This is a genomic window from Streptomyces sp. NRRL S-337 (genome assembly GCF_000720175.1).
GTDB classification, from domain to species: Bacteria; Actinomycetota; Actinomycetes; order Streptomycetales; family Streptomycetaceae; genus Streptomyces; species Streptomyces siderophoricus.
Genome location: NZ_JOIX01000116.1, coordinates 1 through 18,258, shown reverse-complemented (window position 1 = coordinate 18,258; position 18,258 = coordinate 1). Strand labels below are relative to the sequence as shown.

Annotated in this window: 10 protein-coding genes; 3 read left to right on the top strand and 7 right to left on the bottom strand. The window is 74.3% G+C overall.

Going from position 1 to position 18,258, the window contains the following annotated elements; genetic code table 11:
* Nucleotides 1-367: 367 nt before the first annotated feature.
* Nucleotides 368-2,740 carry a bifunctional glycosyltransferase/CDP-glycerol:glycerophosphate glycerophosphotransferase gene (locus IG62_RS0138910; RefSeq protein ID WP_030815281.1) on the bottom strand — a complete coding sequence of 791 codons (2,373 nt, stop codon included), beginning with the start codon at nt 2,738-2,740 and terminating at the stop codon, nt 368-370.
* A 247-nt stretch (nt 2,741-2,987) separates the two neighbouring features.
* Between IG62_RS0138910 and IG62_RS0138905 the strand changes: the two genes are divergently transcribed.
* Nucleotides 2,988-5,195, top strand: a complete 2,208-nt coding sequence (locus tag IG62_RS0138905) for a PIG-L family deacetylase (protein WP_030815278.1) — start codon at nt 2,988-2,990, stop codon at nt 5,193-5,195.
* Here the strand turns inward: IG62_RS0138905 and IG62_RS0138900 are convergent.
* From IG62_RS0138900 to IG62_RS0138890, 3 genes are read right to left on the bottom strand one after another with little or no spacing between them, the layout of a single operon-like run.
* On the bottom strand, nt 5,153-5,608 hold the full coding sequence (locus IG62_RS0138900; protein ID WP_420711183.1) for a GtrA family protein: 456 nt from the start codon (nt 5,606-5,608) through the stop codon (nt 5,153-5,155). The two genes, IG62_RS0138905 and IG62_RS0138900, sit on opposite strands and share 43 nt — an antisense overlap.
* 26 nt (nt 5,609-5,634) lie before the next feature.
* Nucleotides 5,635-6,621, bottom strand: coding sequence for a glycosyltransferase family 2 protein (locus tag IG62_RS0138895; protein WP_030815272.1), 987 nt, complete (start codon nt 6,619-6,621; stop codon nt 5,635-5,637).
* Complete coding sequence (locus IG62_RS0138890; RefSeq protein ID WP_030815269.1) at nt 6,618-9,269, bottom strand: YfhO family protein; 2,652 nt, start codon at nt 9,267-9,269, stop codon at nt 6,618-6,620. Before IG62_RS0138890 ends, IG62_RS0138895 begins: the two co-directional genes overlap by 4 nt.
* 81 nt (nt 9,270-9,350) lie before the next feature.
* On the opposite strand from IG62_RS0138890, the gene IG62_RS0138885 reads away from it, so the two are divergent.
* Together IG62_RS0138885 and IG62_RS0138880 are read left to right on the top strand one after the other, a co-directional pair.
* Entirely contained in the window at nt 9,351-10,910 is a 1,560-nt protein-coding gene (locus tag IG62_RS0138885) for a glycosyltransferase family 2 protein (RefSeq protein ID WP_078872507.1), read from the top strand.
* A 68-nt stretch (nt 10,911-10,978) separates the two neighbouring features.
* A complete protein-coding gene (locus IG62_RS0138880; protein ID WP_030815262.1) occupies nt 10,979-11,257 on the top strand; it encodes a DUF1876 domain-containing protein in 279 nt (92 codons plus the stop codon).
* Nucleotides 11,258-11,349: 92 nt separating this feature from the next.
* On the opposite strand, the gene galE is transcribed toward IG62_RS0138880, so the two are convergent.
* The 3 genes from galE to IG62_RS49735 all read right to left on the bottom strand — a co-directional run bounded on the left by galE (nt 11,350) and on the right by IG62_RS49735 (nt 17,880).
* Nucleotides 11,350-12,327: a UDP-glucose 4-epimerase GalE gene (gene galE, locus IG62_RS0138875; RefSeq protein WP_030815259.1), complete on the bottom strand. Its 978-nt coding sequence runs from the start codon at nt 12,325-12,327 to the stop codon at nt 11,350-11,352.
* A 73-nt stretch (nt 12,328-12,400) separates the two neighbouring features.
* A complete protein-coding gene (locus tag IG62_RS0138870; RefSeq protein WP_234326919.1) occupies nt 12,401-14,050 on the bottom strand; it encodes a glycosyltransferase family 2 protein in 1,650 nt (549 codons plus the stop codon).
* A gap of 272 nt (nt 14,051-14,322) precedes the next feature.
* Nucleotides 14,323-17,880, bottom strand: a complete 3,558-nt coding sequence (locus tag IG62_RS49735; RefSeq protein ID WP_030815254.1) for a bifunctional glycosyltransferase/CDP-glycerol:glycerophosphate glycerophosphotransferase — start codon at nt 17,878-17,880, stop codon at nt 14,323-14,325.
* Nucleotides 17,881-18,258: the final 378 nt, after the last annotated feature.

Genomic DNA, 18,258 nt, shown 5'->3' with positions numbered 1-18,258 from the left:
GACTCGATCTGCTCAACCGTCAGCGACTTCTCACACAGTCACACCAACGAGCCCCAGCCCACACGGTCACACCACATGCGGTTGCAGTACTAGGGCGGGTTCGAACGGATCCCGTAGGGGACGCGAGGGCCCCCTGTGGGTCCACAACCGTGAGGGGAGCGGCGGTATTCCGGCGCCCGCACGCGACGGCGTGGCCCGCATGCGACACGGCGCGGCCCACGCGAGAGACGGCGCGGCCCGCACGCGACTGGGCGCGCCCGCACGCGACACGGCGCGCCCCGCACGTGACGCACGCACACTGCCCCCGGCCGGAAGTCCGGCCGGGGGCAGTGTGCGTGCGTTCTTACGCGGGTGTCCCGGTGGGGGCTCAGCCCGCCAGCTCGACGCCCGAGGAGTCCGACGTGCCCGAGGCGGCGGCCCCGGTCACCTCGTCGTCCGCCGCGGCGCGCGGGGCCGGGAGCTTGATCAGGCCGGCCGCGGCGGCCGCGGTGCGGGGGGCCGGGGCCACGGTGCGCTCCTCCTGCGGCAGCGGCTCGGGGGTCGTTTCCTGGCCGAGGAAGACCCGGCGGACCACGCGCTCGGCGGCGTGCCCGTCGTCCCACTGGCAGAACCGCGCGCGGAACGCGGCGCGCAGCTCGGTGGCCCGCTCGTCGTCCCAGCGGCCGCTGCGGAAGGCGTCGATCAGCTCGTCCTCGGTGGTGGCGAGCACGCCCGGGGTGTCGCCCGGCTTGCCCGACAGCAGGTCGAAGGTGACACCGCGGGAGCGGACGTAGGTGTCCCAGTCGTCGGTGTAGTTGATGATCGGCCGGTCGAGGTTGGCGTAGTCGAACATGATCGACGAGTAGTCGGTGACCAGGGCGTCGGCGGCCAGGCACAGTTCCTCGACGACCGGGTGGCCGGAGACGTCGATGATCGCGCCGCGCTCCTGGAGCTCCTGGAGGCGGGCGTCCTGGTCGTAGAAGTAGTGGGTGCGCACCAGCAGGACGAAGTCCTCGCCGAGCTCGCGGGAGATCTTCTCCAGGTCCAGCCGCGGCACGTAGCCGACCTGGTAGTCGCGCATGGTCGGCGCGTACAGGATCGCGGTCTTGCCGGGGGCGACGCCCAGGCGCTCGCGGATGTCCAGGACGTCCTGGGCGCTCGCCCGGTAGTAGACGTCGTTGCGGGGGTAACCGGCGTCCAGCGACTCGAAGTTGCAGGGGTAGACGCGCTCCCACTGCTCGGTGGTGTGCTGGTTGGAGGAGAGCGAGTAGTCCCAGCGGTCGGCGCGGGCCAGCAGCTTGCGGAAGCTCATGCCCTTGGCGGCGGCCGGATAGCGCTTCTGGTCGACGCCCATCGACTTCAGCGGCGTGCCGTGGTGGGTCTGGAGGTGCACCTGGCCCTCGCGCTTGACCACGCCGTCCGCGAAGTTCACGTTGTTGACGAGGTACTTGGCGCGGGCCATGACCTCCCAGTAGCGCGGCGAGTTCAGCACGACGTGGTCGACGCCGGCCGGTATCTCGCCGGAGTCGGCCAGCTGCTGCTTGACGACCCACACGCCGTGGATGTGCGGGGCGAGCTCCTTGGCCTTCTCGTAGATCGCCAGCGGGTTGCAGGCCGGCAGCCGGTTCCAGTACGCGGAGTAGACCGCGAGGTTCTCGTCCAGCGGCTGCCGCAGCAGGGCCTGGTAGCGCAGGTCCATGGCCTTCTTCTTGGCCTGGCGGACCTTCTTGCCGGCGTGCTTGCGGACCGTGCGCTGCACCTTGCCGGCGACCTTGAGGCCGGCCAGCGCCGGGTAGGCGTCCTTGGCGAGCAGCGCGTACTTGCCGCCGGCCACCCCGGCGGGGCGGACGAAGCCGGCCGGCAGGCGCCGGCGGTAGTCGCGGGCGGCGCGGTGGAAGAACTCGGCGGTGGCGTTCTGCGGCAGCCGGCCCGGCTTGTCCAGGACCGTCAGGTAGTGGTCGATCATCTTGCGGAACATGTGCGGGCGCCAGCGCGACAGCTCCGGGTGGGCGTCGAGGTAGCTGAAGACCCGCTCGTACTGGTCGAAGACGTCGAAGTGCTTGCGGCTGGTGGTGCGCAGGATGTTGCCGCCCTGCCGGCGCTGGCGGTAGTGCAGGCAGACCCGGTCGAGGACCGCGATGGACTTCGCGGTGATCAGCGTGCAGAACGTCCAGGGGGCGTCCTCGTAGTAGCCGACCGGGAAGGTGAAGCCGTGCTCCTCGACGAAGTCGCGGCGGTAGGCCTTGTTCCAGACGATCTGCAGCAGGTCGAGGATCTCGGGGCGCTCGGCGAGGGTGAAGCTGGGGGCGCCGGACTCGTCGAGCCGGTCGGCGAGGAGGTTGCGGCGGACCGAGCCGTCCCAGTAGGTCCGGGCGTAGTCGAAGATCAGGATCTCCGGGCTGCCGGTGGCGTCCAGCCGCTCCGCCAGCGCACCGAGCGCGCCGGGGGTGAGGGTGTCGTCGCTGTCGAGGAAGAGGACGTACTCACCGCGGATCTTTTCCAGGCCGGCGTTGCGGGCCAGGCCGAGGCCCACGTTCTCCGGCAGGTGCAGGACCTGCACGCGCTCGTCGCGGGCGGCGTACTCGTCGAGGATGGCGCCACTGCGGTCCGGTGAGCAGTCGTCGACGGCGATCACCTCGAAGTCCGTGAAGTCCTGCGCCAGCACCGAGTCCATGCACTCGCGCAGGAAGCCCTGCACTCTGAAGACGGGCACGATGATGCTGAAGCGGGGTACGACAGGGTCGAGGACTGTCTCGGACATGCGGTGCTTACTCCTCGTGACGAGCTGAGTACAGAACGCAAAAAAGCCCCAAAGGGGTTCCTTGCATTGTCAGCCCTCCTGACCGCTGTTCACCCGAAAAGGTTGTTGTTCGTAACCTGAAAGTTCTGTGGCGCTCATCACGGATGGGGGTAAGTGGCGAATTTTCGGACGGGCGGAATGCCTCCTGGGCACCGCTTCCGGACGAGCGGGACGGGCGGAAGACCCCGGGGCGCCGAATACTGAGGACGTGTCACCGACGCGCCCGCCCCGTGTCACCCGCCGCCGGCTGCTCCAGCTCACCGGCGGCGGGCTGCTCGCCGCGGCGGCCGGCACCGGCGTCTGGGCCCACCTCGCCGACGAGGGCCCACCGACGGGCGAACCGGCCGGCTCCGGGCCGCCCCTGGTCGACCCGGCGGACCAGTCCTTCCTGCACGTCATCGCCCACCCGGACGACGGCCTGTACTTCATGAACCCCGACCTGGAGCAGGCCGTCCGCGCCGGGGCCCGCTCGGTCACCGTCTGCCTCACGGGCGGAGAGTCCGACGGACACAACGTCAGCAGGCACGCCGCCTACGCCGATCGGGTTCCCAGGGACCGGCCCGCCTTCGCCCGGGCCCGCACCAACGGGCTGCGCGCCGCGCACGCCGAGATGGCCCTCGGCGACCCCGCCGCGCCCTGGCACCTGACCGCGATATCCCTGCTCCCCGGCGTCCAGGCCGAACTGCACACCCTCCAGGCCGCCCCGCACCAACAGCTGCTGTTCCTGGAGCTGGTGGAGGCCCGGGCCGTCTGGCAGGCCCGCGCCACCAGCCTGCGCGGCCTGTGGCTCGGCGCCACGCCCTTCCTGCCCACGCTGCGCCCGGCCGGCTCACCCGTACGGCACCAGTACCTCTACCGCCGCGAGCAGCTCGTCGCGGCCCTGGTGGCGGTGCTCGACCGGGCCCGCCCCACGGTGGTGCGCACCCTGGACCCCAACGCGGTGCACTCCCGCAAACGACCGCCGGCCGGCCCGGACCGCGACCCCCGGCTGGCCGGGCTGCGCTACTACGACCACCAGGACCACACCGCCTCCGCCTACTTCGCGCAGGCCGCGCTGGCCGCCTACCGGCCGCGCGGCGGCCGCCCGCCCATCGTGGAGAACTACCTCGGCTACGAGGCGGGCGCGCTGCCCAACGACGTCGACCTCAAGGCCGCCCGGCGCAAGGCCCGGCTGCTGTCGGTGTACGGCTGGGCCGACCACCGCCGCTGCGGCGACCCGGCCGGCTGCGGCGACCGGAAGGTCGGCGGCTCGGCGCTGGACGGCGGCTCCCGCAACTGGACCCGCTCCACCCGGCTGCGCGCCCCCGGCTCCAACGCCTGGCTCCGGCCCGCGCAGGACGGCCGGCTGGTGGCCTTCGCGGTGCTCGGCGGCACCGCGTACTGCTGGACCGAGACCCGCCCCGGCAGCGGCCGGTTCGGAGCGCCGGTGCCGGCCGGCGGCACGATGCTGCAGGGGCAGATCCACGCGGTGCGCCGCCCCGACGGGCCGCTGCAGCTGTTCGCCTCACGCACCGTGCTGCCGGGCCGCAGGGCAGTGCACCACCGCGAGCTGATGACCGCGGCCCAGCGCGGCACCGCCCCGGACGGCACACCGCTGTTCGGCCGCTGGGAGTCGCTGGGCTCGCCGGACCCGGACCCGGAGCGCTCGCTGGAGATCGGCTTCCCCGCCGCGGTGGCCGCCCCGGACGGCACGGTGCACGTCTTCGTCCGCACCTGGGACGGCAACGTCGCGCACCGCGCCGGCCCGGGCGGCACGGGCTTCACGTCGTGGGAGCGGCTGGAGGGCACGGTCAGCACCCTGAAGGCGTCCCCGCAGGTCGTCGACGGGCTGGACGCCTGCGTGGACTCCGACGGGCTGATCCACGTGGTCGCGCCGGGCATCGGGACGGTGGCGCACTGGGTGTCGAAGGAGGCCGGGCAGACACCGCGGCCGGCCGCGGCCACCGGGCTGCCGCAGCCGGGCGGCCCGGTCAGCCTCGTCCCGCTGGCCGACGGCGTGGTGCGGGCCGTCTACCGCCGCTCGGTCACCGCGCAGGTGCTGATCACCGAGCGGCACCGGCGGATCGGCGGCTGGCGGGTGGCGGCGCAGTGCGCGCCGATCGGCGGCTACGGGCGGGTGGCGGCGGCCCCGGTGGGCAGCGGGGACCGGATGGTGCTCGCGGCCCGGGACGACACCGGGGAGGTGCGCACGGCGATGGCCCAGGACGCCCCCAAGCCCTGGCAGCCGGGCCGGGTCTCGCACTCCGCGGCGGCCGGTGTCGCGCAGGACGCCGCCGGGCGGGCGGTGGTGGTCGCGCTGGGCACCGACGGCCGGCTCTACGCGGCCCGGCAGACGTCGGTGGGGCAGACCTCGCTGTTCGGCGCCTGGCGGCCTCAGGCCGGATCGCCGGAGCGGACCGGCGCGGCCCCGGCCTGACCGGCGGCGTCCTGTGCCGGACCGGCTGTCGCGCCGGCTGTCGCGCCGGCCCGGGCGGGTGGCCGCAGGATCCGCCGCGAGACCAGGTAGCCGGCCGGCAGTGCGAAGGCGGCGGCGGCCAGCGGCGCCAGCGTGCTGTTCATCCCGCACCAGCCGACCAGCGCCACCAGCCCGGCGCTCTGCATGCCGTAGTTGGTGACCTGGGTCAGCGGGAACAGCAGGAACTTCTTCCAGGTCGGGCGGGTGCGGTAGGTGAAGTAGGTGTTGAGCAGGAACGAGCCGGTCATGCTCAGCGCGAAGGCGAGGCTGTAGGCGGTGAAGTACGGCAGCAGGCGGTGCAGCGGCAGGTAACAGGCGTAGAACGTCGCGGTGTTGACCCCGCCGACGGCGGCGAAGCGCACCGGCTGGGCCAAGCGCCCGCCCGCGGACCGGCCGGCCATCAGCCGGCCTGCGACCCGGCGGTGGCGGCGTCCGCGGGCCCGGCGGCGGCGCTCAGCGCGGCCTCGGCGGCGTTGCCCTCCTTGACCAGGTAGTGCGGGCGCCGCTTGGCCTCGTGGTAGATCCGGCCGATGTACTCGCCGATCAGCCCGAGCATCACCATCTGCAGCCCGCCCAGGCCCACGATGATGGCCACCAGCGTCACATAGCCGGGCGCGGTGACCCCGCCGACGACGGCCGCCGCGACGATCCACAGGGTGTAGAGCGCGGCGAGCCCGGCGAGGCCCAGACCGGCGTAGATGGCCAGCCGCAGCGGCCGGCTGTTGAAGGAGAGCATCCCGTCGATGCCGTAGTTGACCAGCGCGCCGAGCCGCCATTTGGTCTCGCCGGCCTCCCGTACCGCGTTGCGGTAGTCGAAGGTGACGGTGTCGAAGCCGATCCAGGAGAACAGGCCCTTGGAGAAGCGGTTGTACTCCGGCAGCGCCAGCAGCGCGTCCACCGCCTTGCGCGACAGCAGCCGGAAGTCCCCGACGCCGTCGGCGAGTTCGACGTCCACCCAGGTGTTGACGGCCCGGTAGTAGCAGCGGCTCAGCGCCGACCGCAGCCGCCGTTCGCCGTCCCGGCTGCGCCGCGCGACGACCTGGTCGTGGCCCAGCTGGTAGAGGTCGAGCATCTTCTCGATGAGGTCTGGGGGGTGCTGCAGGTCGGCGTCCATGAGGATCACCGCGTCGCCGGTGGCCGCCCGCAGACCGGCCAGCATCGCGGGCTCCTTGCCGAAGTTGCGGCTGAACGACAGGTAGCGGGTGGTGCCCCGGTGCTGCTGGGCCAGGCCCCGCAGCCGGGCCAGGGTGCCGTCGGTGCTGCCGTCGTCGACGTAGCACAGCTCGTGGGCGACGCCGAGGCGGGCGAGGACCGCCCGGACCGCCTCGTCGAAGCGGGCCAGTACGGCCTCCTCGTTGTAGCAGGGGACGACGATGGAGAGCTTCATCCGCGGGTCTCCTTGGTGGTGCGACGCCGGGACCGGCCGCGGCCCCGTAGCTGACCCCCCACCGCCACCGCCCCGGCCGCGAGCCCCGCCGCCCCGCTCGCCGCCAGCCCCCCGGTCAGGCCCGGCGGCAGGTACGTGCAGGTCAGCCGGGTCGCGCCGGGCCGCAGCGGAACCGTCAGCAGCCCGCCGTACGACGCCGGCGCGCGCCGCGGCCCGTCGTCCACCGCACAGCCCCACCCCCGGACGGCCGGCAGCGCCAGCACCGCGTGCCCCCGGCTGCCGCGCGGCAGCCGGGCGGTCAGCCGGTGCCCGCCGGCGGACAGCGCCACCGGCCCGCGCAGCGCGCGCACCGCCCGGTCCAGCGCGCCCGGCGGCAGACAGCCCAGCGGACGCGCGGGCAGCCACTGGCGGCCCCGGCCGATGAACCGCACCGCGACCGTCCCGTCGTCCGGCACCCGCCCCAGCACCCGCACCGGGTTGGCGGTGGTGTCCGCCCGGCCGATGCCCTTGGTGCGGGTGCCCAGCCCGCTGACCTGGCCCCAGAACCAGGGCGCGTACCAGACGACGGTGCCGCCGGGGGTGCAGCGGGCGGTGAAGGTGGTGCCCGCGCCGTTCGGGCCGGCCAGGGGGGCGGCCGCGGCGGGCAGCGCGGACGGCGGCAGCAGCCAGCCGCCGCGCCCGCGCACCGGCGCGGTGCCCGCGGTGGGCGTCAGCTCCGGCACCTCGTAGACCGCCGTGCCCAGCACCCGTTCCTGGCGCGCGAACACGCTCTCCGGACCGCGGGGCGGGGCCGCCAGGCGGCTGCGTACGGTCAGCAGCGGGGCCGGCGCCGGGCGGGCGCGGTCCACGGTGAAGTCGCCGCGCGGGTGCTGCGGCGCGGGGAACAGCGAGCTGCTGACGCCCATCAGGGCCCGGCCCACCGGGTCCTCGAAGCTGAGGGTGTGACGCCCCCTCATGTACCAGCCGGCGCCCAGGCCCGCGAGGGCGCGGGCGGTGGCCGCGGGCAGGTAGCTGCTGTAGTAGGCGCCGCCCTCGCCGCCGAGCAGCAGCGGGTCGTTGTTGGCGAACTCGTGCGGCCCCGGGTCGGTGCGCGAGCGCGGCCAGTCGTCGCGGGCGGCGAGCCCGGCGTGGGCCGCCAGGGACCCCCGGGTCATGGTGATCTTGGGCCGGAACCAGGCGATCTTGCCCCGTACGGCCGTCACCGAGAACACCGTGTACGCCGAGGTGAGCAGCACCGTGCCGGCCAGCGCCGCGGTGAGCGCGGCCCGCGGCCCGTTCCGGGCGCCGGCCGTGGGCAGCGCCGCCAGCGCAACCAGCGCCGCCAGGGCCGCGGTGCCGCCGCCGGCCACCAGCAGCCAGGTGGCCGCCCCGACCGGGCCCTGGTCCCGGCACGCCCACGCCAGCAGCGCCACCAGCGCCCCGCCGGTGGCCAGTTCGCCGGGCCGGGGCCGGTGCGCCAGCGCCAGCCAGGAGATCATCACCAGGATCCCGCTGAGCACGAACGCGGCCCGGTAGGGGCTGCCGTTGGGCAGCGCCAGCCCGTGCCACAGCAGGATCGTCGGCTTCCAGACGAACGAGGCGGCCACCCCCAGCGCCAGCGCGTACCAGGCGATCCGGGCCCGCACCGGCACCGCCCGGACGAACGGGAAGGCGGCGACCAGCAGCAGCCCCGGCATGCCGACGAAGATGTTGGGCGCGGTGACCCCGCCGTGGCCGCCGGGCAGCAGCTGCGCCAGCTGGTACAGCACGGTGGGCCGTTCCTCGTAGGAGACCGGGGGAGCGGGCTGGGCCGCCTGGCTGGCCCGGAGGGTGACGGTCAGGACGGGCGCCGCGAGCCCGATCCCGGCGAGCGCCGCCGTCACCGCCCGGCCGGCCGCCCGCAGCCGCGCCCCCGGCGGCATCCCGGCCGCCGTGGCCAGCCGCACCGCCAGCACCAGCCCGGTCGCCAGGGTGGCCATCGCCGCCGTGTAGAAGTTGCCCGCCCAGGCCAGGGCGACCAGCAGCGTCCCGGCCACCCAGCGGGTGCGCCGCAGGCACCAGTCGGCGGCGATCCCCAGCAGCGGCAGCGCCACCGGCCCCCACATCCACATCGGGTCCGCGGCGCCGTCGTTCAGCACCCAGGCGCACAGCGCGTAGCCCACCGACAAAAGCGCCCGCAGCGTCCCGGAGCCCGGGTGCAGCCGGCCGAGGAGGACGGTCATCAGGGCGGCGGCCAGGCCGATGCTGCACAGCGTGACCAGGAAGACCGGCAGGTCGGCCAGCTCGCGCGGGAAGAGACCGACGAGCAGCGAGAACGGGTTCATCAGATACGTGACGAAGTCCGCGAGGAACGGCACCCCGTATCCGCTGCTCCAGTTGAAGAACAGATCGCCGGTGGCCTGTCCGTGCAGCAGGTCCCACAGCCGGGCGTGGAAGGGCACGAACTGATTGCCGAGGTCGTTGACGGCGCGCGAGCGCGGCCCGAACGGGTAACTGCCGTACAGGGCCAGCCCCAGGCAGTACGCCACCGTGGACAGCGCCGCCGCCGTGAAGGGGGCGGCCCACCGTCGTGGCGGCCGGTCCGCCGCCGGGCGGTCCGCTCCGGGCAGCGGCCGGGCAACCTCCCGGGGCCGGACCGCCTCTTGGGGGGTGGCGGGCGTCGGGGCCACCGGCACTCCTCCACGGTCGGCGAACATTCAGTCAACGTTATATGTCTTAATAGTCTGTTTTGCCTCGCTGGAGTGCTGCGTATGCCGAGGGACACCGAGGACAACCCCCGCACCACACCGATGACCCGCCCCGCCCCGGCCGTCTCGGTGATCGTGCCGGTCCACAACACGCTGCCCTACCTCGACCGCTGCCTCGGCTCCGTCTTCGCCCAGACCCTCGACCCGAACCGCGTCGAGATCATCGCCGTCGACGACGGCTCCACCGACGGCAGCGCCGACCGGCTCACCGACACGGCCCGCCGCAACCCCCGCCTCACCGTCGTTCGCCAGCCTCCCTCCGGCGGCGCCGGCAAACCCCGCAACACCGGCCTCGCCCGCGCCAGAGGCGACTACGTCTTCTTCCTCGACTCCGACGACCACCTCGGCCCCGAAGCCCTCGACCGCCTCACCCGCATGGCCCAGACCCACGGCTCCGACATCGTCTACGGCCGCATCGTCGGCGCCGACGGCCGCGCCGCCCCCGTCGACCTGCGCACCACCAGCCCCGCCGTGTCCGTCTTCGACTCGCCCGTCTACTGGTCCCTCGCCGCCTACAAACTCTTCCGCCGCGCCTTCCTCGAAACCCACCACCTGCGCTTCGTCGAGGGCCGCCTGCTCGGCGAGGACCTCCCCTTCGGCATCGCCGCACTGCTGCGCGCCCGCACCGTCTCCGTCCTCGCCGACTACGACTGCTACTACCTCCACGGCCGCGCCGACGACAGCAACGCCAGCCGCCAGGACGTCGACTGGCCCGACTACCTCCACTACATCGGCGGCGTCCTCGACACCGTCGCCGCCGAGGTCCCGCCCGGCCCCGACCGCGACAAACTGATGACGCGGCACTTCCACGGCGAGATCCTCATGCCCTTCGGCGCGGCCTACCTCGCCCGCACCCCCGCCGGCCGCCGCCGCATGACGGCCGCCGCCCGCCCCCTCGTCCGCCGCCACCTCACCGACCGGATACGCGCCGCCCTGCCGCCCCGCCTCCGGCTGCGCGCCCACTGCCTCGACGCCGGCCTCGACGACGCGCTGACCGCCGTCGTCCGCGCCGACACCGGCCCGGTCCCCACCGAGGTCGACCCCGACGGCCGGGTCCACGCCCGCTACCCGTACTTCCGCGACCCGCACCACCCGCTGCCGGACGCCGCCTACGACCTCACCGACCGCGTCGTGCTGCGCCAGCGGCTGACCGGCTGCCACTGGGCCGGCACCGTCCTCCGCCTGACCGGCACCGCCGCCCTGCCGCACCTCGACACCACCGCGGTCACCCTCGTCCTGCACCGCGCCGGCGCCACCCACCGCCTCCCCGCCCACTACGCGGACGGCCACTGGCAGGCGGAACTCGACCCGGCCACCGCGGCCGGCGGCGGGCCCCTCGCCGACGGCGTCTGGGGCCTCAAGATCGACGTCACCGGACTCGGCACCGCCACCGACGGCGGCCCGGGCCCGGCCGTGCACCGCGCGGCCTGGCTCGTCCCGGAAACCACCCCGTCCGCCGCCGACCTCGCCCCGCGCCGCGTGCCGCCCGGCCCGGCCACCGCCGCGCTGTTCCTCTCCCACCCGCACGGCCACCTCCACCTGCGGCTGACCGCCCCGGAATGAGCCGCCACACCGTGCAGGGGCCGCCCGGCGGGAGCACTCTGGTAGGAGCGGTTCCGGAGGTGATGAGGATGCTGCAGACAGCTGTCGGATGGCACGTCGAGATGGAATTCGAGGAGGACAACCACCGCACGCGGGCGGCCGCCCTCGTGCGGCTCCCGGACGGCACCGAGGTCCGGTCCCACGGGTACGCCAGCCGCCACCCCGCCGACTCCAACCAGCCGCGGGTCGGCGAGGAGGTCGCCGGCGCCAGGGCGCTCAACGACCTGGCGATGAAACTGCTGACCAAGGCCCACGACGAGATCGACGAGGCGTCCGGGCGGACGTCGTACCCGCTGACGACCCGCTGACCGCCCGCCGACCCGCACGAGCCCGCGACGGGCCGGGGCCCGCCGGCCGGGCGTGACCCGCCGGCCGGCCGCGGGTCACGCCCGGGGGCGCATCAGGCCTCCGGGTGGTGGTGCCGCCAGCCCGCCCACGCCGACGTGACCATGTCCCGCACGTCGTGCCGGGCCTTCCAGCCCAGCTCCGCGGCGATCCGGTCGGCGGCCGCCACCACCCGCGCCGGGTCACCCGGCCGGCGCGGCGTCACCTCGGGCGCCACACCCTCGTACCCGGTGACCTCCGCGATCAGACGGATCAGCTCGCGCACCGAAACACCCTCGCCGCGCCCGATGTTCAGGGTCAGATCCCGCACCGGACCCGGTCCGGCCAGCTTCCGGGCCGCCGCCACATGCGCATCGGCGAGATCGGCGACATGGATGTAGTCGCGGATGCAGGTGCCGTCCGGCGTGTCGTAGTCGTCACCGAAGATCCGCGGCGCGGCACCCGCCGTCAGCCGCTCGAACACCATCGGCACGATGTTGAAGACCCCCGTGTCGGCCAGCTCCGGGGCGGCCGCACCGGCCACGTTGAAGTACCGCAGACAGGCCGTGGAAATGCCGTGCGCCTTCCCCACCGCCCGCGCCATCCACTCCCCGACCAGCTTCGTCTCCCCGTACGGGTTGATCGGCGCACACGGCGTGTCCTCGGTCACCAGGTCCACGTCCGGCATGCCGTAGACCGCCGCCGACGACGAGAACACCAGCCGGCCCACCCCGCCCGCCGCCATCGCCTCCAGCAGCGTCTGCAGCCCGTGCACGTTCTCCCGGTAGTACAGCAGCGGCATCTCGACGGACTCGCCGACCTGCTTCTTCGCCGCCAGATGCACCACATCGGTCACACCGTGCTCCGCGATCGCCGCATCCAGCAGCGCACGGTTCAGCGTGGAACCCACGACCAGCGGCACGCCGTCGGGGATCCGGGCGGCCACGCCCGTCGTCAGGTCGTCCAGCACGACGACCCGCTCGCCCGCCTGCCGCAGGGCCCGTACGACATGGGAGCCGATGTAACCGGCACCACCCGTGATCAAGTAAGACATGACGCCCATCCTAGGAGGGGAAAGCACGCGGACGACGGACAACGACGACGGACGACGACAACGGACAACGAGGTCAGCGGCGCAGCCGGCGCGCCGCGATCCGCCAGACGCTGCGCAGCCCCGACGCCACCCGCAGCGACAGCGCCCCACCCGTCGTCGCATACGGCTGCACCAGCAGCACCGCATGCCGCCGGTTCGGCAGCACCCGCCGCCGCAGACCCGGCCCGGTGGCCCGCAGCGCGGCCCTGAAACCCGCCCCGTCGGCACAACTCACCCGCGCCATCAGATCCCACGGCTCCGTATCGGCCGCCGCCTCGCCGCCCCGCTCGGTCAGCGCCTCCAGATCCAGCACGACCTCCGCCGTCCAGCACACCGCCGCACCCCCCGCGGCGGCCCGGGTCAGGGTCGCGGTGTGCACCGGGCCCCGCCGGTCGTCCCGGCGCCGCCGCAGCTCCACGTCGATGCTCTCCGGCCCCGCCGCCGCCAGCCGCCCGTACAGATCGTGCACCCGCAGCCGCAGCACACTGCGCCCGCCCACCGACGGCTCCGCGTCGATCGTCACCGGCAGCCGGCCTATCGGCTTCGTCCCCAGCGCGTCCAGCTCCACCTCGGGCAGGTCCGGCGACCACACCGCCCGCCCGTCGGCCTCCGCGTACGGCGGCAGCAGCCGCCCCGGACGGCTCGCCAGCTGCGTGATCCGATCCAGGTCCCGCGGCGCCGGCGACGCCAGCACCACCCGCGCCAGCCACCGCGCCGGCGCCCGCGCCGCCCGCAGCGCCGCCTCGTCGAAACCCCCCAGGTACTCCCGGGTCAGCCGCCACCACTCCGCCCGGTAGTCCGCACCCCGGGTGTGCAGCTCCCGCACGTACATCCGCAGATCATGATCGAGGAACTTGGTGGCCGCCGCCTGCGCCAGCACCTCCAGCCCCGCCTCCCGGAAGATCTCCACACTCGCCCGGTGCGCCGCGATCCGCGCCGCCCAGTTCGCGACGTCCTTGCGGTTCAAGGAGATCGACTGCCGCGCCGCCGACCGGCGCACATGCCAGACGTAGACACTGTCCGGCACCGTCGCGATCCGCGGCGCCGCCGCCAGCACCCGCGCGGTGAACACGAAGTCCTCGTACGTGAACCGGCCCTCCGGGAACACGATCGCGTGCTTCGCCAGGAACTCCCGGTCGTACAGCTTGTTCACACACAACGTGTCCCGCACCAGCTGCGGACTGGCCTCCGCCGACTCGTGCACCGCCGCCTCCCGGTACAGCCCCGGCTGCCACGGCACGTCCCGCCGCGCCGGCAGCTCCCGCCGCACGCACGCACCCGACACCACCGGCGCGTCGTACCGCAGCGCCGCCGCCAGCAGCGCCCGCACCGCACCCGGCGGCAGCACGTCGTCACTGTCCAGGAACATCACGAACCGGCCCGTCGCGGCCCGCAACCCCTCGTTGCGGGGCGTGCCGCAGCCACCGCTGTTCTCACTGCGGTGGATCACCCGCAGCCGCGGCTCGGTACGGGCCAGCTCGTCCAGGGCGGCGCCGGTGCCGTCGGTGGAGGCGTCGTCCACCGCGATCACCTCGGTGACCGTTTCACCGGGAGCCTCCTGGGCGAGCGCGGAACGCACCGCATCACCGACATGGCCGGCATCGTTGAACGCGATGACGACGATGCTGACCTGCGCGGAGGGCGTGATGGTGGGCCCCGGCAGCTGCTCAGGGGCTTCTTTCACAGTCACTAAATCTACATTTCGTGTCGACAGCATCTCTTGGCGCGAGCGGGATCCGAACCCATATCCGATGGGTCAGAGGGCGAAACCCGCCGAGCGGTTGCACTCCTCGCCCCGCTTTTCCGCCGTATTGCCGTCTCGTGACCGGGCAGAGCACCGGGCTCGGGTGCGCAAGGCCCCGACAGCCCGCCGCGGACCCCTGCACATGCTGTAACGACGCGAATGGCGCGCGATGCCGATCCGCGCACCATCACCTTGCCGCGGACCGGCAACCCTCACCGCTCCATCACGTCCGCGACCCGCCCCGCCGCACCACCGTCGTCCCGGTGACAGAACACCGCCCGGAAATCCGCGTACGCCTCGGCACTCGCCTCCGCCACCGCCCCCAGATCCCCCAGCGCCTCGACCAGCTCACCCGTCGACGACAGCAACGGCCCCGGCACCCGCGCCTCGAAATCCAGCGTGAACCCCCGCAGCACATCCCGGTAATGCGGCAGATCCGGCGTCAGGAACAACATCGGCCGGCCCGTGTTCGCGAAATCCACCGCCAGCGACGAATAGTCCGTCACCAGCACATCCGCCACCAGCAGCAACTCCATCGCGTCCGGATACGCCGACACGTCCACCGCGAACGGCGCAAGATGCCCCGGCAACCGGTCCGCGACCAGCGGATGCCCCCGCACCAGCAGCACATGCCCCTCGCCCAGCTCCCGCCGCGCCAGCTCCACGTCCAACGGCAGCGGCAGCGGCAGCCGGTGGTGCCGCGCGTCGTACGCCACGTCGTCCCGCGGCGTCGGCGCGTACAGCACCACCCGCCGGCCCGGCTCCAGCCCCAGCCGCTCCCGCACCGCCGCCGCCCGCAGCTCCCGGTCCGCCGCGAACAGCACATCCGTCCGCGGCAGCCCCGTCTCCAGCACCCGCCCCGCGAACCCCAGCGCCGACCGCAGCACCCCGGTGCTGTGCCCGTTCGGCGACAGCAGCACGCTCCACTGCCGGCTCACCCGCGGCCGCGGCGCCAGATGCGAAAGCCCCGCACACAGCGTCCCCGCCAGATCCGCACCGATCCGCTTCAACGGCGTACCGTGCCACGTCTGCACGATCCGCTGACCGCCGCGCCGCGTGAACCACCACGGCAGATGCGTGTTCGTCACCACCCACCGGCTGTGCGCCAGCGCCCCGTGCCACTCCGCGCTGCCCACCACCACCGCCCGCGCCGTCGCCGGCACCGCCGTCTGCCCGTCCCGCACCGCCCACAGATGCTCCACGTCCATCCCCCGGCGCACCAGCTCCTCGTGCACCGCCCGCGGCGAATCCCCGTACGACCGGCCACCGAAACTGCTGTACAGCACCGTGTCCCGCAGCGGACGCGAACGGTGCAGCACATAGTGCTGCTCCCGCAGCAGCCGCCGCCGGTACGGGCCCCGGTCCGCGGCCGGCACCGCCGGACCCGCCACCACCAGCACCTCGTCCTCCCGGTGCCGGTCCACCACCAGCGGCTTCCCCCGGACCGTGCACGACGCCGGCAGCCCCTCCAGCACCCGCGGCGCCACCCGCACCGGCGCGTCCAGCGGCGAGCCCACCGCCCCCCGCTCCCGCAGATGCAGCGACCACCTGCCCTCCCGCAGCGGCACCGGACCGGCCAGCGACGGCAACGCCCCCAGCGGCAGCCGCCCGTGGAACCGGCCCTCGTCATGCGTCACCGGGAACACCAGCTCCGCCGCATGCTCCCCGTGCTTCAGCACCAGCTCCGTCGCGTGCGGCGCCGCCGCCGGCAGCCCGCCCGCCACCAGCAGCGTCCCGTCCGACCGCCACAGCAGCCGGTCCGCATACGGCTGCGGCGTCCGGTCGTGCAGCACCAGATCCCCCGCCGGAGAAGCCGCCACCACCAGCTCCCGGCCGTGCGGCAGCGGATACCCCACCGGCTCCAGCGCCGGATCACACGCCACCCGGTCCGTCCCGCCGTCCGGCAGCACCAGCTCCGCCAGCCAGCTCTCCGTATGCGCCGGCGGAATCGCCGCCGGCGCCCCGTCCCGCGGCGGACGCGCCGCCGCCACCGCCTCCGCCAGCACCCGGAACGTCACCCCACCCCCCTCGGCGGACTCCGCCCCCGCCGGGAACGACACCACCGTGCCCGTCCCCCGGTGCGTCAGCCGCAGCCCCGACGGCACCGGCCCCGGCGCCCGCACCGACACCTCCAGCGCACCGGCCGCCACCGACCGGTGCCCCGCCAGCCACCGCGTCCGCCGCGCCACCGACAGCCGCAACCGCCCGTCCTCGTACCACGGCGTCACCCGCACAACGCCCCGCGGCCCCTCGTCCGCCACCTCCGACGCCACCGGCGCCGCCCCCGACCCCGCCTCGGGCGCCTCCGGCGACGCCACCCGCACCGCACTCGCCGACGCCAGCACCAGCCCGACCGACCAGTCCCCCTCCTCCCACCGCCCGCCGCGCCGCAGCCGCGCCGGATCCACCCGCAGCTCGAACCCCGACCAGTCGTAACAGTGCAGCTCCTGCCCCGACTCCGCGGTCGCCTCCGGCATCGCCACCGTCCGCAGCGGCAGCACGATCCGCCGCCGCCCGCACGACAGCACCGCCGTCCGCACCCCCACCGTGTGCCGGTGCGCCGCATCCACGTTCCGCACGTACGCGTGCCCCCGCAGCACCAGCACCCCGTCCCGCCACACCGCCTCCCGCACCCGCGCACACACCGGGAAGTCCTCCCGGCCCAGCCGCGTCACCCCCGGCGGCAACTCCAGCGGCGGACTCACCGGCACCACCGCCCGCCGCCGCAACGGCGGCCCCGCCACCGCGAACCCCGCCGGATTCCGCGCCTCGTGCCGCAGCAACGTCAGCAGATCCGCCGCCCGCCCCGCCCGCACCAGATACCACCGCATCCGCAACTCCACCGGCAGCTCCGGGAACACCCGCGGATCCACCCCCGCCAGGAAATCCCGCGCACAGTCCAGGAACGCCGTCCGGGTCTCCGGCGCCGCCCCCGGCAACGCCGCCACCAGATCCGCCAGCCCCTCCGTCAGCTGGAACCGGTCGTAATCCCGCCGGTACGCATGCAGCCGCGGCCGCGACGCCTCACCCAGGAACCGCCGGATCGCCCCCACCGCGGCGAACCGGTCCCGCACCCCTTGCGGATCCGGCCGCCGGTGCCGCGCCGCACCCTCCGGCAGCCGCCAGTAACACACGTGCTCCCGCAGCACGTCCACCGCACCGGCCAGGAAATGCGCCGGCACCGTCACCGCCTCGTCCAGGCACAACTCCCCCTCCGGGAAAGCGAAACCGTGCCGGTCCCAGAACTCCCGACGGAACACCTTGTTCCGGGCGAAGGAATCCGCCAGCAGCGTCAGATCCTCCGTCACATGCGTCCCCAGCACCGTCTGCCGGCCCGCCGGATGACGCGCCGACTGACTCCGCCCCGCCACCCCCAGCCGGTACACATTGCCCGTCGCCAGATCCGCCCCCGACCGGTCCAGCACCCCCACCAGATCCTCGTACGCCCGCGGCAGCAGCACATCGTCCGCATCCAGGAACGCCAGATAACCGGTGTGCGGGAAGGCGTGCCGGGCACCGGCGTTCCGCGCCGCACCACACCCCGCCACCTCACCACCCGTCAGATGCACGATCCGGAACCGCGGATCCCGCTCCGCGACGGCATGCGCCACAGCAGAGGACGGGCCCGCACCCGCGGGCCCGCCCTCCACCAGCACCACATCCAGTTCCGTCAGCGTCTGCGCCGCCACCGACGCCAGGCACTCCTCCAGATTCCCCTCCGCCCCCGCACCACGAGGAACCGGGACGACGACGGTGAGCCGGGGCTTCATAGACGGACCACGCCCTTCCTGTCTGTTGTGGGCGTTCAACTCACCACCGGCGGCACGGTCACCGGATCTGCGCTGAAAGGGTGAGCCCCCGCCCACGGCCGCACCCCCCGCCCGCACCCACCGCCCCGCCCGGAGACCTTCCGCCCACCGGGTCGGCGCGCCGCGGCCACCCCGCCCCGGCCCATGCCGTAGACCCGAAGCCGTACACCCGTCGCGCAGCGTTACGGCGCCCCCGCGCCGCGTCCCAGGGAAGGTGACCGCATCCCGATGCCCGGCCGAACCGACAGCCACGCCCCCACCGACAGCCCGGATGCCCAGCCGCCCACCGGCGAACTCCGCACCCTCCGCGCCCCCCGCCCCACCGGCACCGCCCCCGCC